Origin of the sequence: Plantibacter sp. VKM Ac-2885, from assembly GCF_015351205.1 — a bacterium.
GTDB lineage: Bacteria > Actinomycetota > Actinomycetes > Actinomycetales > Microbacteriaceae > Plantibacter > Plantibacter auratus.
The window spans coordinates 311482-333626 of the sequence record NZ_JADKSK010000002.1 but is presented as its reverse complement, the minus strand read 5'-3'; the positions used below and the strand labels follow the sequence as shown (position 1 = coordinate 333626).

General features: G+C 61.9%; 23 protein-coding genes. 10 read left to right on the top strand and 13 right to left on the bottom strand.

Annotated features, from left to right (window positions below):
• Positions 1–120: 120 nt before the first annotated feature.
• Positions 121–1074 (bottom strand): PD-(D/E)XK motif protein, encoded by a 954-nt coding sequence (locus ITJ66_RS14150; RefSeq protein WP_165767067.1) that lies wholly within the window; start codon positions 1072–1074, stop codon positions 121–123.
• Positions 1067–3607, bottom strand: a complete 2541-nt coding sequence (locus ITJ66_RS14145; RefSeq protein ID WP_194645033.1) for a Z1 domain-containing protein — start codon at positions 3605–3607, stop codon at positions 1067–1069. Before ITJ66_RS14145 ends, ITJ66_RS14150 begins: the two co-directional genes overlap by 8 nt.
• Before the next feature lie 252 nt (positions 3608–3859).
• On the opposite strand from ITJ66_RS14145, the gene ITJ66_RS14140 reads away from it, so the two are divergent.
• Positions 3860–4930: a DNA cytosine methyltransferase gene (locus ITJ66_RS14140; protein ID WP_086474773.1), complete on the top strand. Its 1071-nt coding sequence runs from the start codon at positions 3860–3862 to the stop codon at positions 4928–4930.
• Here the strand turns inward: ITJ66_RS14140 and ITJ66_RS14135 are convergent.
• From ITJ66_RS14135 to ITJ66_RS14125, 3 genes are all read right to left on the bottom strand, one after another.
• Entirely contained in the window at positions 4921–5406 is a 486-nt protein-coding gene (locus ITJ66_RS14135) for a very short patch repair endonuclease (RefSeq protein WP_194645031.1), read from the bottom strand. The genes ITJ66_RS14140 and ITJ66_RS14135 overlap by 10 nt on opposite strands.
• Positions 5407–5512: 106 nt before the next feature.
• Positions 5513–7312 carry a DUF2075 domain-containing protein gene (locus ITJ66_RS14130; protein WP_194645030.1) on the bottom strand — a complete coding sequence of 600 codons (1800 nt, stop codon included), beginning with the start codon at positions 7310–7312 and terminating at the stop codon, positions 5513–5515.
• The gene (locus ITJ66_RS14125; RefSeq protein ID WP_086474770.1) at positions 7299–7619 is read right to left on the bottom strand and encodes a nucleotide pyrophosphohydrolase; all 321 of its coding nucleotides are present in this window, start codon (positions 7617–7619) and stop codon (positions 7299–7301) included. Before ITJ66_RS14125 ends, ITJ66_RS14130 begins: the two co-directional genes overlap by 14 nt.
• A gap of 605 nt (positions 7620–8224) precedes the next feature.
• Between ITJ66_RS14125 and ITJ66_RS14120 the strand changes: the two genes are divergently transcribed.
• A complete protein-coding gene (locus ITJ66_RS14120) occupies positions 8225–8932 on the top strand; it encodes a hypothetical protein (RefSeq protein WP_194645029.1) in 708 nt (235 codons plus the stop codon).
• Positions 8925–9530 (top strand): hypothetical protein, encoded by a 606-nt coding sequence (locus ITJ66_RS14115; RefSeq protein ID WP_194645028.1) that lies wholly within the window; start codon positions 8925–8927, stop codon positions 9528–9530. The genes ITJ66_RS14120 and ITJ66_RS14115 overlap by 8 nt, the downstream gene beginning before the upstream one ends.
• A 162-nt stretch (positions 9531–9692) precedes the next feature.
• Here ITJ66_RS14115 and ITJ66_RS14110 read toward each other — a convergent pair whose 3' ends face one another.
• From ITJ66_RS14110 to ITJ66_RS14090, 5 genes are all read right to left on the bottom strand, one after another.
• Entirely contained in the window at positions 9693–11114 is a 1422-nt protein-coding gene (locus ITJ66_RS14110; protein ID WP_194645027.1) for a hypothetical protein, read from the bottom strand.
• A gap of 17 nt (positions 11115–11131) precedes the next feature.
• Positions 11132–11578 carry a hypothetical protein gene (locus ITJ66_RS14105; RefSeq protein ID WP_194645026.1) on the bottom strand — a complete coding sequence of 149 codons (447 nt, stop codon included), beginning with the start codon at positions 11576–11578 and terminating at the stop codon, positions 11132–11134.
• Positions 11571–12071, bottom strand: coding sequence for a hypothetical protein (locus ITJ66_RS14100; protein WP_194645025.1), 501 nt, complete (start codon positions 12069–12071; stop codon positions 11571–11573). Before ITJ66_RS14100 ends, ITJ66_RS14105 begins: the two co-directional genes overlap by 8 nt.
• Positions 12072–12303: 232 nt before the next feature.
• Positions 12304–12918 carry a suppressor of fused domain protein gene (locus tag ITJ66_RS14095; RefSeq protein WP_194645024.1) on the bottom strand — a complete coding sequence of 205 codons (615 nt, stop codon included), beginning with the start codon at positions 12916–12918 and terminating at the stop codon, positions 12304–12306.
• Between the two features lie 82 nt (positions 12919–13000).
• Positions 13001–13495 carry a MarR family transcriptional regulator gene (locus ITJ66_RS14090; RefSeq protein WP_194645023.1) on the bottom strand — a complete coding sequence of 165 codons (495 nt, stop codon included), beginning with the start codon at positions 13493–13495 and terminating at the stop codon, positions 13001–13003.
• Between the two features lie 164 nt (positions 13496–13659).
• Between ITJ66_RS14090 and ITJ66_RS14085 the strand changes: the two genes are divergently transcribed.
• The 7 genes from ITJ66_RS14085 (at position 13660) to ITJ66_RS14055 (ending at position 19804) form a co-directional block, all read left to right on the top strand.
• Positions 13660–14466 (top strand): MBL fold metallo-hydrolase, encoded by an 807-nt coding sequence (locus tag ITJ66_RS14085; RefSeq protein WP_194645022.1) that lies wholly within the window; start codon positions 13660–13662, stop codon positions 14464–14466.
• Positions 14457–14879, top strand: a complete 423-nt coding sequence (locus ITJ66_RS14080) for a nuclear transport factor 2 family protein (protein ID WP_194645021.1) — start codon at positions 14457–14459, stop codon at positions 14877–14879. Before ITJ66_RS14085 ends, ITJ66_RS14080 begins: the two co-directional genes overlap by 10 nt.
• Before the next feature lie 143 nt (positions 14880–15022).
• Entirely contained in the window at positions 15023–15730 is a 708-nt protein-coding gene (locus ITJ66_RS14075; protein WP_194645020.1) for a DUF4190 domain-containing protein, read from the top strand.
• 712 nt (positions 15731–16442) lie between these two features.
• Entirely contained in the window at positions 16443–16970 is a 528-nt protein-coding gene (locus ITJ66_RS14070) for a DUF2510 domain-containing protein (protein WP_194645019.1), read from the top strand.
• 118 nt (positions 16971–17088) lie between these two features.
• Complete coding sequence (locus ITJ66_RS14065; RefSeq protein WP_194645018.1) at positions 17089–17847, top strand: MmpS family transport accessory protein; 759 nt, start codon at positions 17089–17091, stop codon at positions 17845–17847.
• Between the two features lie 98 nt (positions 17848–17945).
• The gene (locus tag ITJ66_RS14060; protein WP_228501927.1) at positions 17946–18896 is read left to right on the top strand and encodes a type IV toxin-antitoxin system AbiEi family antitoxin domain-containing protein; all 951 of its coding nucleotides are present in this window, start codon (positions 17946–17948) and stop codon (positions 18894–18896) included.
• Entirely contained in the window at positions 18893–19804 is a 912-nt protein-coding gene (locus ITJ66_RS14055) for a nucleotidyl transferase AbiEii/AbiGii toxin family protein (protein ID WP_194645016.1), read from the top strand. The genes ITJ66_RS14060 and ITJ66_RS14055 overlap by 4 nt, the downstream gene beginning before the upstream one ends.
• A 6-nt stretch (positions 19805–19810) precedes the next feature.
• Here the strand turns inward: ITJ66_RS14055 and ITJ66_RS14050 are convergent, their stop codons facing one another.
• The 3 genes from ITJ66_RS14050 to ITJ66_RS14040 all read right to left on the bottom strand — a co-directional run bounded on the left by ITJ66_RS14050 (position 19811) and on the right by ITJ66_RS14040 (position 21918).
• Positions 19811–20368, bottom strand: a complete 558-nt coding sequence (locus ITJ66_RS14050; RefSeq protein ID WP_194645015.1) for an OsmC family protein — start codon at positions 20366–20368, stop codon at positions 19811–19813.
• Positions 20369–20513: 145 nt separating this feature from the next.
• Positions 20514–21041 carry a cytochrome C5 gene (locus ITJ66_RS14045; RefSeq protein ID WP_194645014.1) on the bottom strand — a complete coding sequence of 176 codons (528 nt, stop codon included), beginning with the start codon at positions 21039–21041 and terminating at the stop codon, positions 20514–20516.
• A gap of 52 nt (positions 21042–21093) precedes the next feature.
• A complete protein-coding gene (locus tag ITJ66_RS14040; protein WP_370582661.1) occupies positions 21094–21918 on the bottom strand; it encodes a class I SAM-dependent methyltransferase in 825 nt (274 codons plus the stop codon).
• Positions 21919–22145: the final 227 nt, after the last annotated feature.

Genomic DNA, 22145 nt, shown 5'->3' with positions numbered 1-22145 from the left:
GTGCGGCCTCGCGCACCAGCACCGTAAGCTCGTCGAGCCCTGGTCGACCGAGCTGTCGCAGAATACCGTCCGCGGTAGCAGACCCCTCCTCTGCGAACGGTTGGGACCACCATCTACCAGTCATGCCAATACATCCCCCAGGATCGACTCCAAGGTCAACGACTCGGACATCGACTCCAATCGTTCCACGTCCACTTTGTAGTCGGCGTGGACCACTCCAACTGGCACTCCACCTGACGTCGCTGGACGTAAACGTGGGGTTAGGTCCGAGACTCGAACAACGAAGGTGCCTCGGGCAAGGAATTTCAGGTCAGGAGCCGAAGAGGACCAGCCTGCTTGCCGAAGTGCCTCGTCGATCGCGACGCGGTCGCACGCAAGGTCTCTCACCGCGTCCACGAGTTCGGACATCGTGGGTCCGAAATCTACCTCCTCAAATACCGATACCACGAGGAACAGTGGTCGATCAGGATAGGGTTCAAGCTGCTCTAGCCCGTGGATCGTGACTGTTTTCGAGTCCAACGTGGTGGACTTGACCTCAAAACACCCGCCTTCGAGCACGAAGTCATGCGGAGCACCAAAGGGCCCTCTCCAAGCTCGAACTAGTTCCGGGCGCCGCTCTAGCAACAAGCGGAGCATTGCCAACTCCCCCGCCAAGCCCAGAAGTTGTTCACGGGACATCGTGCGGCGAGCCAGGATCTGGAACAACGTTCGCCAGCGTTCCAAGGCCGCATGGATGCGGCGCGCGGATGGCAAATCAGGCCCGTTCAATACGTCCAGCACGAGCATGTCGAACTCGTCCATGAGCCGATGGTCCGATACCGAGATGTCCAAATAGCTGTGCACACCCCCGGCGAATGCAAGTGACCTCACAGCCTCGACCAGGTGTGTCCCCGGGCCGACTTGCACGGTATCGTCCTGCACTTGCACGAGGAGGTGCCGGCCGCCCCTCCTGTCGACAGCAAGCCGGATGTCTGGACCGCCTACTGGCAAAGGGAAAGCAACCAGCTCAGATACGGTGGGAATCTCCAGCATCTCCCAGGCCGCCTTGATCGTCGTCAGTTGCAGACTAGGCATCGAACGGTTCCTCGGTGTCCGTCTCGTATGCCTCTGCCTCGTCGAGCAGTGCGACATCGTCGAGGGAGACGGCTAGATGGGTGGCACTCAAGCGGGTTCCCGCGGAGGCCTCGCCAGGGAACACGATTCCGATCCCGACCACCCAGTCCTGAGCATCCAGAGGTACGCGATCCCTGCTTTGGTCCATCGGTGGACTCATCGGCTCGATGGGGTAGACGACGAGCAGACCTCGGCTCTTGTGCAGAGCATCACTATTCCGAAGGGCCATGAGCTCCGGCTCAGTTAACGTGCCGGCCTCGGTAGCTCGCACATCGAGATCAAGAACGCGATCCCGCCTGCTCATCAGTGTCTTGATATCAGCCCTTCCCGGCCGACCGTCATCAAGCTTTGAGCGCGTCACGCCCCTCACATTTATGCCCCCCAGAGGTACCTGACCAGCGTCACTCTCCATAATAGCAATCGTCCAATAATCAAGCCCACCGCCAGATGAAGTCTGAGTCTCAATGTATTTACGAATCAAGGCTGGGTCGAGATCAGGTGAGTCTTCGTGAACACTGTAACTCTCGAAAAAGTCAAGAATTATTCTGGCCGGAACGTCCCTAACGAGTCGACGCGACGCCTCAACATCCTCTTGCCCATACTTGAGCGCGGACCTGATTAGCTTGTCCGCTGCAACTCTATTCGCACCCAGCCACTCAGGATCCTCGGACTTGAAGAATCGGGTCTGTAAACGACGACCAGCAAACGAGATGAATTGAGGTTGAGCGGCTCCCATCTTAGCGGTGATTTGCAGTGCCGGATGGGTGCGTATCTTTACGGCAAGGTCCATGGGAGTTAGACCAACTCGCTGGTACCCCTCGATGTCGGCGCGCATCTCTGCTTCCACAGAAGCGAGATGGCGGAAGTTAAGTCGAAGCTCTTCCGTCATCCAAATACGGGGTAGATCTTCGTATCCTGGACGATAGCCAAACCACCGCCCCATCTGGAGCAACGTGTCGTAGGCTCTGGCCGTTCGTACGAAGAAGCTCACCACTAGCCCTTCCAGCGTCAGGCCTCGAGAAAGAGTGTTTCCACCAACGGCAATCGCGATTTGCGGCTCGTCGCCGTAATTGAGCCGATCCTTGCTCCGATAATTGTCCACAATCACGTGAACCGATTCAATGACTGGTGGTAAGCCGTTCAGAATTTGCTCAAATAGCGCGACATCCAGTGGCGCGTCAGGCCGCGGCACGGCGACAGCTTCTCGATCCCATACCCGTCTGATTTGCTGGAGAATGTCGGCATCCTGACCCTTCACGCCGGTGAGAATCTGATCACGATACTCGAGGAGAGGCTGTCGGTACGCCTCCTGAACGGTGATCCTTTCAGAGACATGCATCAACATCGTGCTGTGGCCAACATCGCCCCGGTGCCTGCGGATGGCAGTCGCGAGCCAAAACCAGATGATCGCGTCCTTCAGCTCGCTGGTGAGCGAGGGCGCGAATCCAGAAACTTCGGCGACGCTAGAGGGGCGCAATAGGTTGAGCGTCTCCGGAGGGACAACTCGAATCATATCTCTCCCAGCTGCATCTGGTTCATCGTCCTCGCCCTCCACGATATCCCGACCAAAAATCTTCTCTGGACCGAAGTACCCCTCCGGTCGAGGCAAGTTGAGGATGAAGTCCTTGGGGTACAAATCTTCTGACGCAGGATCAATGAATACGTTCGCGAACGGAGTGGCTGTGTACCCGATGTAGGTGCACTTTTTTGCCAATTTGAGAAGACGTCTAATCAGGGGGTTGATTGATTTCGTCGCGACTGAAGCTTGGTCCGCCTCGTCGTCAATAATCAGAACCGGGAGTGCGCGGAGAGCTTGTTGGGATGGCTGCAGCTCCAGCCACTTCACAAGCCTTGTAAGAACTGCCGCATTTTTCTTTACAACAGCAACCGCCGTCTGGTCCGGTGTGAGAGTTGCCAAAGGGTTTCCAGGCGGAGCGTGAAAGTCTCGTGTCTCGTCGGTCAGTAGCTTCCACTTCTCGGGCAGGGTCTCGCTGAGTTGACGTGACAGTCTTTGTTGCGTCTGCTTGCGCAGACCATTGTGAACACCGGAGAGCACAATTATCAGTCGATAGTTTTCATCGGCCATTTTCGCGATGACCGAAATGAAGTTCGTGGTCTTGCCGCTCTGGACATACCCAACCACCAAACCCCTCGAATTGAATGTGGCAGAATCTGTCCGCGGCGTGTGGGCGACAACTATGTTGCTCGCTCGGTTGAGGTCCGCCATTCTTTTTGCTGGCCAATTCTCCTCGTTCACGAAAAAGTCGCCGACCGGTGGCCAATAGATCGAACCGTCCGATGGCCCGCTATACCAGGCGGGCTTGCCTGCGGCTATGATCGCGGGTCCGCCGGACTCAATCTTCGCGACGTCGGCTTGATATCTGAGCGCCATCTCTTCAACCACGGCCACCTCGCCGCCCGACAGGCGGACCAGCGACCTCGCCCTGTTCGTCGCTTGTTCAACCCCGAAACTCTTCGCCCAACTGGCGAACATAGGATAAAATTCTGACATTGCCCCACCCCGTTGTCCTGACTCTGCGATCACTTTAGTCCGAGACGGTGACCCAATGCTCGATGGTCTCGTTCCGTTAACGAGCTATCCCTGGGCACTTCGACTGCCCTACGACCCATCGATGCCGGATCACACCCGCGCAAGGCATGCCCGGCTCCTGTCGCCGCGATCCTGGGGCGAACACGCGTGCTACGCGATCCGACGATGTCGCCCCCGCCGGCTACACTGACCAGAGTGAGCACTGACCCGATCCGCGTCCTCGACCTCTTCGCCGGGGCTGGCGGACTTACTGCGGGCTTCCATGCCGCCTCCGAGCGCTTCAAGACCGTACGGGCCGTTGAGATGGACCTGGCTGCAGCAGCATCCTACGAGGCGACATTCGGGGAGGGGATCGTTTATCCCGGCAGTATCCAAGACTGGCTGGCGACGGAGACGGTTCCCGAGGTTGACGTCATCGTGGGAGGTCCTCCCTGTCAAGGATTCTCCACGCTCGGCAAGCAGGACGAAGAGGACGATCGGAACTCGTTGTGGCAGTACTACGCCGAGACGATTGTTCGAGCAAAGCCCAAGTACTTCGTCGTCGAGAACGTAGCTGCGTTCGCAAAGTCGAAGCAGTTCCGAGACTTTCAGGAGGCGACGTCCCCAGGGGGCATCTTGGAGGACTACGCGTTCGAGTATGAGATTTTCAATGCCGCCGATTTCGGCGCATTCCAGGCGCGCAAACGCACGGTGATCATCGGGTACCGTCGCGACCTCGGTTTTCCCGGGTTCCCTGCCGCGACGCATGTCGGACGTCATCGGACGGTCGGCGAGGCATTCTCGGAGATCCTGATCGAAACAGACGGGATCGACCTTCCCCATACAGACGAGACTTCATTCGCTGGCAAAATCTTCGCCGGGCCGTTCACCTCGAAAGAGCTCCATCTAGGACGTCGCTACGGGGAGCTGTCCCGTGCCAGGTTTGCGGCCATCCCCGCTGGTGGCAACCGATTCGACCTCCCGGACGAGTTGCTGGCCGACTGCTGGAAGAAGCACAAGTCCGGCTCAGGCGACGTAATGGGGCGACTGCGAGTCGACCGTCCTTCGGTGACAATTCGCACGGAGTTCTTCAAGCCGGAGAAGGGTCGCTACCTGCACCCGTCTGCCGACCGCGCGATCACACACTACGAGGCCGCCGTGCTCCAGGGGTTCCCTGACGACCACAAGTTCGTAGGATCGAAGACCGCCATCGCTCGGCAGATCGGAAACGCCGTACCCATTCCTCTCGGTCAAGCCGTCGCAGCTGTGCTTGCGGATCAACTCTGATCCGTCCGAGTCACTTCACCGGCTTTAGTAGCTCGTCGAGCACTGCCGAGCTCTACAGTCCGCCTGTTCCGGACCGTGGCCACGATTTCATCTGCCACCAGATGGGCCGATTCGTGCTCCCAGAAACGGAGCACCGTCCAATCACGTGACTTCAGTACCGCTGTGGTTTCACCATCCCGCTCTCGGTTGCGCGCCACCTTCTCGGCCCAGAATCGACCATTCGCAACGGGCGCGGTGTAATGGACCGGACATCCGTGCCAGTAGCAGCCGTCTATGAAGACAGCGACGCGAGCACGGGTGAACAACAAGTCGGCTGTTCGCCGGAGATCCGGTTCAGGCCGCGCGCTGACTCGGTATCGCAGGCCTTGGGCGTGGACCAACCGTCGCACCGCGATCTCGGGCTTCGTGTCACGCCCCCGATTGCTCCGCATGCTCCGGCGTGTGCCCGCGGTGGTCGCCCAACTCTTCGCCTCCATACTCAGAAGGTAGCTGCAAGGGCATACATCGTCATTTGTCTACTCACATGCCGGGCACTGGCCACACTGTCGCCGCGATGTTCACGGTGGGGCACCAGATAGCCGGCTATGTCGCTGGCGACGTTGACGAGATGACGCGCGCCAGATGGGCCTTTAGCGGAGGATCACTCACGTACACGTACGTCCCGCGAATACCGCGCGTCAACAGCACCGTGTAGATGTTCGTGACGTACCGCAGGAGATCGTCGTCTGAGTAGGTCAGGCCGAGAGCCGGGTTGTTCTCCTTGCCTTTCTTGTCGAAGTAGGACTCTCGATGGAAGACGATGCGGTTCGTCTCAGCGTCGTACCGCAGGTCTGGTCCGATGATCACTCCTGCGTAGTTCAGGTCGTATCCCTGAACTGTGTGGATCGAGCCGACCTCCTCGAGCGCCTTCGGCGACGCGATCCAGTCGGTCTGCGTGCCGTTCCAGCGCATGGAGACATCGTCGATCACAATGTCGTACGCGTCCTTGTCGTTCTTCGTCTTCCACTCCCAGGCGTAGCCCGCGACCATTCGCGCGAGTCCGAACTCGGCGTCCCGCTGGCGGATCTCCTCTCGCATCTCAGCGAGGTCGTCGAACAACCTGAGGTCGTACTCGCCGAAGTCCGGCGCCAGCTCGATCTCCACCTGGTTTCCGAGGATGTTCCGGACGTAATCCACGTAACCCGACCCCGCGCGCACACGCATCTGCGAGGCAAGGCCGGCGTAACGATCAGCAGACTGCGCTCTGGCGACCAGCTCGTGCAGGTGCTCAGCGGGGACATCCGCGGGACGGACACTCTGTCCGGCGTCGAGCAGGAAGATCTGGTGCGCGCTCTTCGCGATGATCCAGTCGAGCTGAGTCCTCGACTTGTCATCCGCGCCGAACAATGTGGTCGTGATTTCGCGGAACTGTTTGTTCTGTGCCGCGGATGGTTGGTTCGCACGCCGATTGAGCCGGTGCGCCTCATCGACGACGAGGAGATCGAATTCCTCGTCGGATGCCCCGACATCGAACGCGGTCATCACCATGTCCGGGTGCAGGCCTGGCGTCTTGCGGAACACCTGCTTGATCGAAGCGCGCAATGACTGCTGCGGGACAACGATCCCGACCTTGAAACCCTGCAGCAGCTCGCGGTGACGCTCGGTGAAGAACGACGAGAAAAGCGTGTCATCGTCAGGTTCGTCGAGGGCAGCTGAGCCTCGGATGTCAGCGATCAGTTTCAGCAGGTAGATCGCGACGACCGTCTTGCCTGTGCCGGGATCGCCTTGAACCACGGTCGTACTTCGTTGCGACCGGGTGAGGTCTTCGAAGAGCCCCTCGAGCACGCCTTCGACAGCGATGGTCTGATCAGGTGTGAGCGCTTTGAACGGCGACAGCTTGAAGAGGTCGCTGTTCTCGATCTCGGGAAGGGATCGAGTGAAGACACCATCCGCCCTGAGTCGATCGAAGACGTGCTCGAAGGACTCGCGGTAGCGGTCGCGATCGAAATAGTTGGCATCGACGATGCCGTCGTTGCGATTGAGCACCTGGTAGGCGCCGTCCCCGGCGAGCATGCGGATGAGGAAGGATTCGAGATCGAGACAAACCGACTTGTTGAATGTCTCATCCACGATCACCCGAAGGCCGGTGAGATGTTCCTTCGCTGTGGACTCGAAGTGCTGACGCATACGCGCAGCGACGTTGAGCGACTCACCGACATAGACATCACGCTCGGCGGCGACTCCGACCCGCCTCCGTCGCGAGGCCGAAGGAACCTTGGACGACCCGACCGGCCCATCCAACAGATACACGACAGGCCAATCGCTGAACCGCCGATCGCCCGCCGCCCAGAGCTTTACCTCGGTCGTTGTGAAGTCGAGACTCGTGATCTCAAAGTTCGTCATACTTCGCAGACCGCCCCCGCGCCTTCTCCACCGGGTATTTCTCCCGCGTACGTTCGAGCTTGTCGCGGACGATGGTCTCCGCATCGAGACCGAGCCGATCCGTCAACAACAAGCAGTAGGTGAGGACATCGGCCAACTCGTCGCGCACGCGACCGGTGTCGGCATCCGGTCCCCACTGGAAGCACTCGAGGAGCTCGGCTGCCTCGATGGAGATACTCTTCGCAAGGTTCTCCGGCGTATGGAACTGTGCCCAATCACGCTCGGCCACAAAATCGGCGAGCTCGTCGCGCAGTGAGGGGTCCGCCATTCGGTCAATCTACCAGCGGCGAACCCGCCTATGGTGACGCCGGGCACTCAGCCGTGCTCAAGAGCTCCGCGTGGCCCATACCGATGCACGGAGCAAGCTGGCTCGCAAGGTTGCCTCTGCATGGACCAGAAGGGAACGCGGCCCCGCACAAAGGCTCAGGTTCCGGAGGAACTGCATTACCAGCAGGCGCAAACGGACGTCCTTGGCCAAAACAACGATCACCTCTAGCCCTCCCGCGCTTCGTATGCAATTGTCAGGCGTACCGTCTCGATGGATGTAAGGGGAGCACTGTGGGAGCTGGCAGGTTAACGGCGGCGTATGCATATGAAGTATCACCAAAGCAGAGCTCTGATTTCGTAGGTGGCTCAGTTGCGACGGGAGCCGAACTGCAAAGCGCCCTCGACAGCACTTTCGATCGTTCTCGACTGGCGACCGCACCATCCGTGACGTTTGCGGTGGATGACACCAAACCAGCGAGGAGTCATGCCGTACGCGACATGGCAATGAGGACCGCGTTCACGACCGGAGATCAGTCTCGCGCGGCCTCACTTCTAGCGGCACGCCTGGGGGACTCCATGGATAACCGATCGAAACCCTCGTTACTGATGATTACTCTTCACGACTCCAGCCTCACGGGGAGTAAACGTCTCATCATTTGGACGTTCCCGCAACAGGAAGTATTCAACCTCCGGCTGAGAGCCGGCCAAGCGCGACTCGAACTTCTGGAGGCGTTCAACAGAGAATCCAGCCTGCGCAAGGCCGCACTCCTCGAGGGGCCCAACCAACCAACTGGAATGCTCACAGCCCGAGTGCTGGATCTTCAGTCAACAGCTACGGACCGCGCTGTCGCCGATCTGTGGATCGTCAAATTCCTGGACGCGCGTCTTCAAATAAGTGACACTGAAGGCACCCACCTGCTCGCCAGGGTCCTGCGCCAAGCGCACATGCAGACTCGAGATGACGTCGACGCCCAAGAACAGATCAGCGCCGCGATCTCGAGAATCAGAGTCTCTAATCAACCACGCTGGTCTATCGGCGCAGTCGCGAACACGCTTCTTTCCGGAGCAGCCGCCGCTGCAGTCCTGACTCATGTTCGACCCGAGGAGATCAACGCTGTTTTCGGCCTGGACCATTCAAGGTTTGATCACCTCGTGCAGTATAAGCGCTTTCAGCTAGCGAACGGCGTGGTTGTCTCCGCTCCGTTCGTTTCAACAGACGGCGAGGGCGGCGTAACGATTAGGAATCTTGACGGTGAGCGTCACCTCATGGTCGAAGGCATTATCGAGGAGGAGCAGGTGCGAACACGTGCATGACATCACAAGAGAATATGCTAACAGGAGACCCCTGCTCGAGGCACTCGCGGCCAAACTCGAAGAGAATACGCAACAGGCGCTGGATGGGGTCCGGCACATCGATAGAATCACCTTCCGCGCAAAGGATCCCACGTCCTTTACTGCGAAGGCACTGAAGACGCGAGATCAAGGTTCCTCAATTCGCAAGTACGATGATCCACTCACTCAGCTAGAGGATCAGGTAGCAGGTCGAGTTATCACCTTCTTCAGAGACGACATCGCCACGGTGCGTGACCAGCTCACGTCCTGGTTTGGTTCAGTGGAGCACGAGACGAAGGTCCCGAGTGGACCAGCGGAGTTCGGATACGAGTCTGACCACTTTGTCTTCGTGATCCCCGAGCACTACAAGCCTTCGGGTTGGGAAAAGCTGGATCGAATGCCCACAACCTTTGAGCTTCAGATTCGCACGCTGTTCATGCACGCCTGGGCCGAACCGCAGCACGACTTAGGATACAAGGGCGACTTGGATGCGGAGACCAGGCGCGAACTTGCATGGCTAGCGGCCTCCGCGTGGGGTGCAGATCGAATTCTGAATGACATTGCACGAAGAACTCGTTGACTTAGCCCAGACCGAAAACGTCTCATGCCTCACCGGACTCATGTCTGCTGACCCAGAATCGGGCAACAACATACAACGACCTCAATCACCCGACCAGTCACGCATTGACTCGCCCAACCTGCAACACACAGATCTCGAAAACGAAGGCACGGGGGCGAGGAGTTACATGACAATTTCCTGAACGCGGCTGTAGAGAAATTCTGCCAGCGGGTGTCTCCAGGTAGGATTATTGTCCAGATCTGCCAGTGACTCCACATCATCGTCATCGAGCGCGATCACGATACCCTGTCCACGTTGATATGCGTCACGACATCGCTTCGTCAGCAGCTCTCGCTTCCGAATCCGCCTGCATAGCAAAAACCCAAAGCGAGAGGTCTGATCAGACATTCGGCCAAGCAGCTGATCAATCTCAGCGTTTGCGACATCGTTCTTGTAGTTCTTGCATTCACCGAATACCACCGGTGCATAGTGCACATTATGTATCCAGTGAAAGAAACCAACGGTGAGTTCATTTCGCCACACAATATCCAGGCGCTTGCGCCCTTCATTCATGGGCTGTTCTAACCGTCCATTGCCAAGGCTGTGCACAAAGATCTCATCAAGGATTAGGGTCACGGCTCGTTGATATGCAGTCGCCTTCTCTTTTCCGGAGGGAATCGCTCGAAGCTTGGCGACTGAATCCGCGAGGTCAATGCCCACCTTAAGACGCACAGGCGCGAAGTCAGCTCCAGGAGTACCCATGAGCGCCGGAGACAGGGCGCGAACTATTTTCGGATCAGCTCGTAAATCGAGTAGCTCATTCGTGCTCGCATCGAGTATTCGAGAAATGAGTCCAATGTCACGCAGGTTATTTTGCGCCGTACGATACGAAATGTTGCCATATCGATTGTCGAGTTTATATCCCGCGTTCAGCACGTTGAGTTCGGTTACATATCCTGCCTGTAGCTCATCGCTATAGCTTCTAAAGTACTCTGTATTTATGAAGCTGGCAACACGGGATCGCGCGAGAGGCACCAGTTCTTGCCCAAACAAGATTGGCGACACGTATTCAGGCGTGAATGCGCGATCCCCTAAGAGCTGCGGGACTATCGTCCAACGGTCAAGAACGGCCGCGCCCATGTCTTGCATTACTCGCCCGAATAGACGGTTGGGAAAGTCGGGCGATGCAGCATGATCCAGCCAAGCAACATTGAGGTCTCGCGTTGCCGAGCGCCCTCGCGTACGGAACGCAGGTAGAGGGTATGCGCTTGAAAGAGCCGCTGCATACGCGGAATGCTGATTGCCACCATCGTCGTAGCTGTCGAGCTTCGACTGAGCGTAATCTTGAACAGTTGCCTCGCCGCCGATGAGTGAAATCACGCCCGCGGCACAGAGGGGCGACAACTTGTTGATGATCCTGGCACAGATTGGGGACTCAAAGTAAGAAGATGCCGGAATAAACACCTCGCCCCCGACAAGCACCGCTAGCCGAACCGCCAGTTCAGCTTCCTGTTCAATGAACAAACGATCGGCTCGCGCGGCTGCGTGCTGCAAATAATGAAGGTCGAAAAAGTGCAGGAAAAGACGTGGAATTGGTGTCACCATTGACAAAAGGTTCGCCTCTAAGCGGATGCGAGAAGCGAAGGGTTATTCCAGTATTCGGTCCTAAATCTTGAAATCTCGCCCCGAAGTTCTCGAACCCCCCACGCGCGGAGCTCATCTTCGTACTGCGATGGAATTGATTGCAGGAGATACACCGCTCGACCTGCGGCAAATGCAACAGCAATCTCCGCGAAGCTATTTGGCCCGATGTAGTCCCGCGCCCCATCCTTGTCGATATTGACGACCAGGATCGCAGCTGTCTGATCTTCCTGGATACATGAAAAATGGCGCAGCGAAGCATCGCGCTTATGTGCCTCTAGTTGTGCGGCGCTCGCGCGAATAGACACGCAGTCCTCATCAGGCAATATCGCGGTTATACCATCTTCAGCCAGCTGATTTCGCACCTGAAGCATGGCCTCGAACGCTCGCATTGAGCCGCAAAGTACGATCCGGCGCTCGCTAATCATTGACGTAGTCACCGACCTGAAGCCTCCGTTCAAGTAACGAGTGGTCGCTGTCATCTGAGTAGTTAGACAGGATCATGCCTCCAAGTATGCCGGAGGCGAGCGCCTTCGGCGAGACGATATGCGACGTGTCCACACGAATCGGGAGGTCAGCTGGGTGCTCGCTGAAGAAGAGTGGTCGATTCACCTGGAGAACTCTTCCAATCTCGTAGCAGGTTGTCCTTCCCACGTACCCTCCAGGCGCAACTACGTACACCGCATCGGCGCGAAGTATGCGATGCATCGCAGTCGACTGAATGAGGTGGTCATCCCACTCGACGGGATCGGAGATGAAACGCACAAACTCGTCTCCTGATGAAATCTCAGTAGCAAGCGGCGTAGTGACAGTGATGCCACCCTCTCGAAAAGTCGCATGGGCCTGAAGTACGTCTGCGTAATATTTTCGAAAGCTGCCGATGATCGCTACAGTCCCGATACTCGCCTCCCCGCTGTGCACTCACAGAGTGTCGCACGCCGCTGCACGACTTGGCTACCGGTTCACGATCGGCGGGCTGCATGACAATCGCTTCCCCGATCTAGAATATGTGACGCATCGCCGACTGGCGTGCCTGACGAGTCGCAGCGGCGCGCGACCCACGATAGGCCTCCAATGCCTCAGCGGAGCCACCTAGTGCGCGCCCTGGGACCAGTTTCGCTCGAGATTGAGGGCCGATAGCCTCGGGCTTGAATCATCCAGTCCTCAAGCTCGCTGACCCGCATCGGTTGCGCTCACTGCCTATTTGTGGCGTCCGCTCCGCTCGCTCCACATCCAACAACGCATCCACCGACCCCACCTCGGCGACAAGCGCATCCCACCCACGCTCCCCCGCGACCGCGGCCTCGCCGTCCGTGAGCAACCGCAGTGTCCGCACGTGCCCGACCACCTGGCCGGCCTCGTTCCGGATTTCGTCGAACGACGCTCCCCAGCGCGACGGCGTCACCAGAAGCGCGGAGATCTCCGTCCCATTGAGGAACGGTGTCCCGTTGCGCCACGGCGCGAGCACCGGTGGCACCCGACGGTTAGTCGCGATCTCGTTGATCACGATGCGCAGCGCGACCATCGCGGCACCCTGCTGACCGTCGACGACCTCCACGGCGAGCTCGATCCGCTCGCCGGAGTCGGTCGCGAGCCGTGACACCCCGGACGTCAGGATCGTCACCGGCCCGTCCTCAGGCCGCTTCTCGATCACCATCACCGACCCACCGATGCGGTCCTTGAACACCACCGGGTCCAAGCCGAGGGCATCGAAGATGTGGAGCGGGAAGGCGTTTTCACCCGGGGCGAGAGGGACATCGTTGCTCATGCGGCGAGCCTAACCAAGCGGGTGCTCGGCGAGCCAGAGGGCAGGCACCGAAACCGACGGGTCGAACACGAGCCGACGCGCCCTACGGCATCACCGGCAGTGCCCCCGAGGCGTGCTTGCTCAACGTCTTCACCGACTCCTCGAAGACCGCGCGGTTCTCAGCCGGCAGGACGGACAGCATCAGGCGCTCGATGTTCCGCGCATGCAGACCAGCAGCCTCGACGACCGCCCGCTCCCCCTCCGCCGTCAGCTCGATGAGCTGCACCCGGCCATCCTCGGCGGATGCCCGGCGACTCACCAGCCCCTGCTCGACGGCGCGATGCACGAGCCGCGTCGCCCCACCGGACGTGACGACCTTCGCCTGCGCGATGTCCCGCACCGACAGCCCGCCGACTCCGGCCCGACCGACGATCAGCAACAGCTCGAACAGCGAATGGCTGAGGCCGGTCTGCTCCTCGAGCTCCTTGCTCAGCAGGTACTCGAGCCCGTTCGCCGCGCCCAACAGACGACCGAACACCAGGATGCGCGCATCACTCGCCGCCTCCTTCGCCGAAGCGAACTCGTTCTCAGTCGTCACGTCTCCACAGTAGACGCCGGGGACAGGCCGCCGACCGGTCGGGAGATCTTCGTGCAAGGATCGGGAATAGCTGACGAGTCAGCTTTTGTTGCACCTTCATGTACGCCGCACCGCGGCATCGACTCGGGCGCACCGAGCCTCGTCCAACCGAAGGATCCACCACCATGACGCTCAACTTCGACGTCTTCGACCTCGACTTCCCCGCAGGTTCGAAGAACAAGTCCGCCGTCCTCGTGACCGGCGAAACCGAGGCGCTCCTCGTCGACGCCGGCTTCACCCGCGCGGACGGCCACCGCCTCGTCGCAGCCATCCTCGACTCCGGCAAAACGCTCACCACGGTGTTCGTCAGCCACGCCGACCCCGACTTCTCCTTCGGCCTCGAGGTCGTCGCGGACGCCTTCCCCGACGCAGCGCTCGTCGCCACCCCCATCGTCATCGAGCACATCGACGCGTCATTCGACGGCAAACTGACCGCCTGGGCCTCCCTCGGCGCGAACCTGCCCACCCGACTCGTCCCCCTCACCCCGCTCAGCGGCGACGCACTCGTCGTCGACGGCCAGCGCCTCGAGCTCAAGGGCGCCTCAGCCGCCCTCCCGGACCGCCAGTACCTCTGGAATGCGGAGCACCGCGCCATCCTCGGTGGTGTCCTTCTCTTCCAGCAGGAGCACGTGTGGACCGCAGACACCGCGACGCCGGAACTCCGCGCAGCGTGGATCGAGCTCCTCGACGAGATGCAGGCCCTCAACCCGCAGCTCGTGATCGCCGGGCACCGCCTCCCCGACACCGCGAACGACGCGACCGCCATCGACTACACGCGCTCGTACCTGCAGGCGTTCGAGACGATCGTCGCAGCGTCCGCCGATGGTGCTGCCGCGACGCAGGCGCTCGTCGAGCAGTACCCGTCCTCGGGCATGCTCATCGCCGCCCAGATCGGACCGAAGGTCGCGAAGGGTGAGATGACATGGGGCTGAACGAGACCACCACGACCGAACCGTCCTCGGCACCTCGGGACGTCGTGCGGAGGCAGTACCTCGCCTCCGCCGCCGGCGACCTCGACGCACTGCGCGCTACCCTCGCTCCCGATGTCGAGTGGACCGAGATGGCCGGCTTCCCGCTCGCCGGCACGTACCGGACGCCGGAGGGCGTCACCAGCAACGTGATGGAACGACTCGGCGCGGACTGGGCCGACTGGGCCGCGCACGACGACACCTACGTGGTCGACGGCGAGAACGTCGTGGTGCTCGCGCGGTACACCGCGACGCACCGCGGCACGGGCAAGCACCTGAACGCCCGGGTGGCCCACCACTTCGTCGTCCGCGGCGGGCTCATCGTGCGCTTCGAACAGTTCGTCGACACGGCACTCGTCCGCGACGCGAGCCGGTAGCAACCAGCGCTGGCAAACGAAGGGGCGGGGCGGACATGCCCCGCCCCTTCGCTGTCGGCCTGGACCGCGAACCGAAGACGGCAGTGATCCAGAGCGTCGACCTCGGTACGGTGGATGCAACGCAGCAGAGAGGCACCACGCGCATGTCGTATTCGAATCAGCCGCCCGCCCAGAACCAGCCCTACCCGCTCCCGGTGCCCGGCCCGGCTCCGGTGAAGACCGGCAAGCGTGGCAACGGGCTCGGCATCGCCGCCCTCATCGTCGGCGGGTTCGCACTCATCGGAGCGTTCATCCCGATCCTGAACTACGTCGCCGGGTTCGTCGGACTCGTCGGCCTTGTGCTCGGCATCATCGCGCTGTGCCTCAAGAACCGGAAGAAGGGCTTCGCCGTCGCCGGCACGATCGTCTCTGCCATCGCGATCGTCCTGAGCATCATCCTCGCGATCACCTACACGGCGGGGTTTGCCGGACTCATCGGCGACGCCGTCAAGACCGCCGAAGCGAAGTCCTCCGAGGCGGCCAACAAGGAGATCTCGATCGTCTACGAGGTCAACGGCACCGCCACCGACGCCTCCATCGTCTACTCCACCTACACGGCCGGCACCAACGGCACCGAGCAGTCCACCGGTCAGGCGCTCCCGTTCATCAAGGAGCTCGCCGTCAAGGCCGGCAGCGACACCGACTTCACCGCGTTCTCCCTCGTCGCGACCAACGGCGCCGAGGACACCGGGTCCGTCACCTGCAAGATCACCGTCGATGGTGACGTCGTCGCCGAGCAGACCTCGACCGGCGCGTACGCGTCGGTGGCGTGCTCTGCGTCGGGTGTCGATGGGGTGACGGAGAACAAGTAGGAAGAGGTGTCCGCGATGACGAAATGCGCGGCATGCACTCGGAGTGCGTACGACTCATAATCGTGAGGTCTGCGGCGCGCTTTGGTGGGATCGCGGGCTCCCCACACGCCTCGGCTCGAGACACCTTCTTGAGCTCATCATCGATCGGTCTCGACGTACCCCGAGCCAGAACCTCGCATCACCCCTCACCTGGCTGGCATCAGTTCAGTAGCGAGTGATGAACTTTCGCTCGCGTTTGTCCCAGTCTGAGTCGGTCCAAAAGAAGAGGGCCCCAGCGACGGAGGCGGTGTGCGATCGCGTCACGGGATATGCTCTCAGCACGTGGTCTGCGGACAGATGGCATCGAACACCGGGATAGCGCTTCCGTCGGTGGAACGCATCGGCGACGGCTTCGCATCTTGATGATTCTGTCATTCAGCCATACTCGCGCCACCGGCCGACACTTCCATCACGGCTCCGACTCAACCGCAACTGCGTGCCCGTCTCGTACAGTCGAGAACCCAAGCTTCTCGCGGCCTCAGGCAGTCGACCGCACTCCCAACAGCGACATAGACGATCCAACGCGAGACCAGGGGATAACCCCCTCTCCGAAGTTGGTCGCGTGCCCCACATTGGGACTGATGTCCCCCACAGTGCGGACATCAGACTGAACACCCAGGGGGCCTCACGGCGTGAACCTGACTTCGCCGCCTGCCCGCTGAACCCTCCGCCGGTGCATGCCCTCTCCGAAAGCACCTCGATGACGCTCGTCCCGCAGCAGCCCGGACACATCCCGGCCGGTTGGTACCCAAACCCGCAGCGACCCGGTCAGCAGCAGTACTGGGACGGCACCGCCTGGACCTCGGCCGTCGCACCGCTCGCTCCGACCGGGCCGATGCCGATGCTTCCCGCACCACAGCAGTACGGAGCACCCGCGGCTCCAGCCGCGTATGCGCCCATGCCCTACAACCACCAGCCCTACCCGGCACCGGTCCCGTACGCCCGTCCGCTCAAGGAGAGCGGAACCGGCTACCTGCTGGCGATCCTCCTCGGCGGCTTCGGTGCACACCAGTTCTATCTGGGCAACGTCGGCGCCGGTATCGGCTTCATCGCACTCTGGTGGGGCGGCTGGGCGCTGAGCGTCTTCGGCATCGGCTTCGTCGCGATCCTCGCCGCCTTCGTGTGGTGGATCATCGACCTCTGCACCATGCAGTCGCAGGTCGACACCGCCAACCGACGCCTCATCGCGTACCCCTACTGACCCGCCGGGCATCCAGGTCGCGCACGCAGCACTGACCAGGCGTTCTCCCCTCGCTTCCCCGCACCACCGGCCGACGCCAGCACGCCGGCCGACCACACCGCAGAAAGGCACCACCGCCATGTCCTACCCCGAGCAGCCTCCGTCGCCGCAGGAGCCCTACGGTCAGCAGCCATACGGCCAGCCGCCCCAGGGCCCGCAGCCCTATGGCCAGGCACCCTACGGCCAGCCCGGTTTCGGCCAGCCGACGCCGCCGCCCGCGAAGACCGGCAACGGCCTCGGACTCGCCGCCCTCATCATCGGTGTCGTCGCACTCATCGGCGCGTTCATCCCGTTCGTGAACTTCGTCTCCGGCTTCCTCGCCTTCGTCGGCCTGGTGCTCGGCATCATCGCCCTCTTCCTGAAGAACAAGTCGAAGGGCCTCGCCATCGCGGGCACGGTCCTGTCGCTCATCGCGATGATCCTCAGCATCATCCTCGCGATCACCTACACCGCCGGGTTCGCCGGCGCCGTGAGCGAAGGCATCAAGACCGCGCAGGCCGAGTCGTCCGCTGAAGCCGACCGCGACGTCACCGTCGTCTACGAGGTGACCGGCACGTCGGCCGGTTCGTCGATCACGTACTCCACCTACACGGACAGCAACAGCGGCACCGAGCAGGTCAAGGATCAGGCACTCCCCTTCACCAAGGAGTTCACGATCAAGGCCGGCGGCACCTTCGACTACAGCTCGTTCTACCTGATGGCAATGAACGGAGCCGACGACGCCGGTGACATCAGCTGCAAGATCACCGTCGACGGCGAGGTCGTCGCCGAGCACACCTCCACCGGCGCGTACGCGTCGGCGTCCTGCACCGCCTCGAGCCTGGACCTCAACGAGTAGCAGACCACTCCACGTCGAGTCCCCATTGGTCGCGCCCGCGTAGGCGTGGAGTCGACTAAGAGCTTGGTTACTAACGCCCGGAGCGTTAGAATCCAAGCATGCAATCCCGAGAGTCGCTCCGCACACTCGCGGAGGTGACCGAGTCCCAGTGGGGCATGGTCACCTCCGCGCAGGCCGGCGCGCGCGGCATCAGCCACATGAACCTCACCAGGCTGACCGAGTCAGGAAGCCTGGTCCGACTGGCGCAGGGCGTGTACCGGGATGCTGGCGCGCCGAGCGTCGAACACGAGGCGCTCCGCGCAGCCTGGCTCGCGATCGAACCCAAGAAGCTCGCGTACGAGCGACTCGAGGACCTGCCGAACACCGCGGTCGTCTCCGGCGAGTCGGCCAGCCGACTCCATGCCATCGGCGATCTGCGCGCCTCCAGAAGCGAGTTCACGACGCCCACGCGCAAGCAGACGCAGCGCACCGACGTGCGGTACCGCACTCGGTCCCTTCCGAAGCAGGATGTGGTGGTCCGCGACGGTCTTCCTGTCACGACGCGAGAACGGACGATCGCAGACCTGGTCGAGGATCGACAGGATCTCAGCCTCGTCGCTGGCGTCCTCCGCGATGCCGCGCAGCAGTCCCGTCTCGGTCTCGACCGCCTCAGCGTGCTCCTCGGCCCGCTCGCCGAACGGAACGGCCACCGCAAGGGTGATGGGGATGCGCTCCTCGAAGAGCTGCTGCAGATCGCAGGCATCGACGCCGCATCGGTTGCGAAACGCCTGGCGACCATCCCCGACCTCGGGGCACTCATCACGGCTAACTACCTCAGCCAGCTGCCCGAGTTCGATTTCAAGCGGATGTTCCCGGATATCGATGGCATCAACGCAATGCTGAGCAAAGCTGTTGCACCGCAACTGGAACACCTGCACGCGCTGACCGCGTCTATCGCAGAACCCGCAACGGCCAGCATTCGCGCGAGCATGGCGGAAGCCCTGAAGGGATACGACTGGGCTTTCATCGCTGCAGCGACATCGAGGCCCCGCCGGAGCATCGAAGAGTGAGCGCAGAGGAACGCTACGCGACTCCCGCCGCCGTGGAGTCCGCCATCGCCGCCGCCGCGCGCACCGCGTCTCGCTCGAATCCATCGCTGACGACGAGCGAGCGTATTCGCCTCGAGTACTTCAACCGATTCCTCAGCCGGGTCTTCTCCGAAGGCCACGTGTCCGGCTGGATCCTCAAGGGCGGCACCGGGATGCTCGCGCGGGTGGCATCAGCACGGGCGACCATCGACGTCGACCTCACTCGGAGGGGTCATTCCCTCGATGCTGCTCTCAGCGAGCTTCGCCGTCTCGCCGAGACCGACCTCGGAGACTTCTTCCGCTTCGACTACACCGGGTATGTGCCGTCGATCGGTGGGGACCAGCAGGCCTACGTCGACGGATACCGGGTGAGCTTCGACGTCTCGATCGGGGCAAGTCGCAAGGGCCAGCTCCACGTGGACCTTGTATCGAACGTCATCACCACGGACGACCCGGAATTCGCCTCGCCAGCCAATGCGCTCGATCTGCCGAAGCTGGCCAACCACCCCTATCGGCTGTATTCGGTCGTCGATCAGATCGCGGACAAGGTGTGCGCCACACTCTCGCTCTACAACGGCCGCCCGTCGAGCCGTGAGAAGGATCTGGTCGACCTCGTCGTGCTCGCCGTGACCCAGGACATCGATGGCGCGAAGCTCACAACCGCTCTCCAGGTTGAGGCACGCATGCGATCGCTCGACCTGCCCCACACGTTCCACGTGCCGCCACACTGGGGCGCCAATTATGCAAAGCTCGCGAAAAGTGTGCCCGCCTGCGAACAGTTCCGAACCATCGGTGACGCACAGTCGCTGGCTCGATCGCTCATCGAGCCTGCACTCGATGGCAGCGCCGCAGGACGAGTCTGGAACCGTGCCACGCTGAAATGGAGCTAGGGTCGATCACCCCTTCGAGACGCTGATCTCCACCGGCGTCGGTTTCTGGAACAGGTCGAGCACCGGGCAGTGCGCATCGACCGCGGCGCGCAGCTCCTGGTACCGGTCCTCGGTCTCGGGGCCGCTGATGCTGATGTTCAGCCGGATCGCCGAGAACCCCGCGCGAACCTCGTCGGTGATGCCGAACAGGTTGCGCACGTCGAGGTCACCCTCCGCATCGACGCTGATGTCGTCGACCTGGATGCCCAGCGCGCTCGCATACAACCGGTAGACGACGATCTGGCAGGAGATGAGCGCCCCGAGCGCGAACTCCACCGGGCTGGCGGCCACATCGTCACCGGCCAGCGCGGCCGGCTCGTCGACGAGGAAGCGGTGCTTGCCCGCGGTGATCGCACTCGCGACCGAGCCCTCGCCGGAGCCGGAGACGCGGTAGGTGAGCGCCGCACTCGATGGAGCAGAGGCGATCCGCTCAGACCAGGAGGCGCCAGCTGCGGCGAGCCGGTCCGCGCGCTCGGTTGCGGAGACAGAGGGGACGGGGGCCAAGTCGTTCGTGAGGAGAGTCATGCGGACAGTGTCGGCGGTGCGGGCGGCTCCTGGCCAGCGTCCGATGACACAACTCGTCACGAAGGCGACGGCACCGGCCTCAGGAGGCGGGAACGTCGCAACTGACGGTCGACTCGCGGTCAATACCGCCACTCCCACACGACACTCACATCGAGAGGCGGCGCACGAGCTCCTCGACGGTCGAGAACTTGATCGACTCGACGCCCTCTTCTTCGTCGTCATCAGCCTCGACCTCGACGGCCTCGAACGCGAGGTCGGCGTCGAGCTGCACGAGCACCGAGCTGTCGGGGAACTGCTTCGGCGCGTCGAACGAGAGCAGCACGGCGTCGATGAAGACGATCACCGAGCGCAGCACGAGGTCGTCACGCAGGTCGGCGGTCTCGATGACCTCGTCCGATTCGACGGCCTCCTCGATCTCCGACGCCACCCGGTCGAGCAGCACCTTCCACTCCGCCGCGGGCGTCGAGAGGACCCGCTGCGCCAAGTCGGCGAGCGCCGCCGGCTCCGGCTCGCCCTCCTGCTCCTCGGGCTCGGGGTCGACGTTGAGCATGACCTCAGCGTCGATCGCGTCGAAGCGGGCGAGCCCGTAGACGAAGGTGTCCTCGATCTCCGGAGAGGCGACGAGGCCCCGACGCGTGAGTTCTTCGGCCAGGGCAGTCAGCGATGCAGTCATGCGCGCCAGGCTATCGCGACCGGGTGAACGGAGGCGGAACGCCGGTCGGCCGCTATTCCTTGGTGGCGTAGATCCGGAACCGGCGCTGCGTCACGATGATGGGGGCTGCAACGTTCAACTCCGAGAGTCGCTGATCATGCGCCTGCACGGTGAAGTCGGGAGCATCCCACGGGACGAGGCCGATGTACGTGACGAGGGCGACAGCATCCTTGAACCGCATCGATCCCTCCCACGAGTCGACCTGGTCGATCCGCATCCCCGCTTCCCGCAGAGCCTCCGCGTGGGCTTCCACGGTGACATCGGGGTGGGTGTACTCACTCCCGAACCATTCATGGATCTGGGGTGCGTCGAAGCCGTCCACCTGTTGGGTCAGGAACCTGCCGCCGGGCGCCAAGACGCGGGCGACCTCGACCGCGTCGTAGGACTCGTGCCGAGACATCACGAGATCCTGGCTCTGATCGGGGAGGCCGAGGTCGTCGCCGGCATCCGAGTCGTACTGCAGCACCGCGACGTGGCGGGGTGCGAGCTGCGCTCTCGCTACGGGGACGTTGGGTGGCCATCCTTCAGTAGCGACGACCAGGGGCAGACGTGCGGACTCGCGGGAGAGCGATTCCAGGAGCGCGGACAACCGCTCCCCACCGCCCGTTCCCAGATCCAGGGCTCCGATGCGTGAGTCACGCAGCGCGCGCAGGCAGTCCGCTTCGAAGTCCCACCATGGACTGTCGGAGATCAGCGCGTCGTCCAACCGTGAGAAGTCCCATCCGACCATCTGCGCTTCGGAATGTGCCGCGTTGAGGCGTTCGAGGAGGTCGTGATCAGCTCCGTGGAGCCCGCCGCTGAGCTGCTGGGAGTGCTGTTGTCGGTCGCCGATCGTCACGTTTTGAGTCTGACACTGGGTCGGTTGGGTGTCGACCCGACCTCGGTGATGGCGCAGGAAGTGCCGCGACGTCCTACCCCGCTCAGTTGCCCGAATGTGTTGCGAATCGGGCGAGATCGGAACAGTTTCGGGCGACTCGGCACAGGCGGCGACGCCCAAGCATCTTGAGTCGCCTGGATCTGTCGCAGATTGCGCGGATTGAGAACACTTCCGGGCGACTCAGCCCG

Bases quoted from the DNA above. Each gene is read 5' to 3' on its own strand.
- ITJ66_RS14075 (WP_194645020.1), top strand. From the start codon at position 15,023: ATGTCGTATTCGAATCAGCCGCCCGCCCAGAACCAGCCCTACCCGCTC.
- ITJ66_RS14130 (WP_194645030.1), bottom strand. From the start codon at position 7,312: ATGACGAACTTTGAGATCACGAGTCTCGACTTCACAACGACCGAGGTA.
- ITJ66_RS14050 (WP_194645015.1), bottom strand. From the start codon at position 20,368: ATGACTCTCCTCACGAACGACTTGGCCCCCGTCCCCTCTGTCTCCGCA.
- ITJ66_RS14060 (WP_228501927.1), top strand. From the start codon at position 17,946: ATGCAATCCCGAGAGTCGCTCCGCACACTCGCGGAGGTGACCGAGTCC.
- ITJ66_RS14080 (WP_194645021.1), top strand. From the start codon at position 14,457: ATGGGGCTGAACGAGACCACCACGACCGAACCGTCCTCGGCACCTCGG.
- ITJ66_RS14085 (WP_194645022.1), top strand. From the start codon at position 13,660: ATGACGCTCAACTTCGACGTCTTCGACCTCGACTTCCCCGCAGGTTCG.
- ITJ66_RS14120 (WP_194645029.1), top strand. From the start codon at position 8,225: ATGATTACTCTTCACGACTCCAGCCTCACGGGGAGTAAACGTCTCATC.
- ITJ66_RS14065 (WP_194645018.1), top strand. From the start codon at position 17,089: ATGTCCTACCCCGAGCAGCCTCCGTCGCCGCAGGAGCCCTACGGTCAG.
- ITJ66_RS14095 (WP_194645024.1), bottom strand. From the start codon at position 12,918: ATGAGCAACGATGTCCCTCTCGCCCCGGGTGAAAACGCCTTCCCGCTC.
- ITJ66_RS14105 (WP_194645026.1), bottom strand. From the start codon at position 11,578: ATGATTAGCGAGCGCCGGATCGTACTTTGCGGCTCAATGCGAGCGTTC.
- ITJ66_RS14150 (WP_165767067.1), bottom strand. From the start codon at position 1,074: ATGCCTAGTCTGCAACTGACGACGATCAAGGCGGCCTGGGAGATGCTG.
- ITJ66_RS14125 (WP_086474770.1), bottom strand. From the start codon at position 7,619: ATGGCGGACCCCTCACTGCGCGACGAGCTCGCCGATTTTGTGGCCGAG.
- ITJ66_RS14145 (WP_194645033.1), bottom strand. From the start codon at position 3,607: ATGTTCGCCAGTTGGGCGAAGAGTTTCGGGGTTGAACAAGCGACGAAC.
- ITJ66_RS14110 (WP_194645027.1), bottom strand. From the start codon at position 11,114: ATGGTGACACCAATTCCACGTCTTTTCCTGCACTTTTTCGACCTTCAT.
- ITJ66_RS14135 (WP_194645031.1), bottom strand. From the start codon at position 5,406: ATGGAGGCGAAGAGTTGGGCGACCACCGCGGGCACACGCCGGAGCATG.
- ITJ66_RS14045 (WP_194645014.1), bottom strand. From the start codon at position 21,041: ATGACTGCATCGCTGACTGCCCTGGCCGAAGAACTCACGCGTCGGGGC.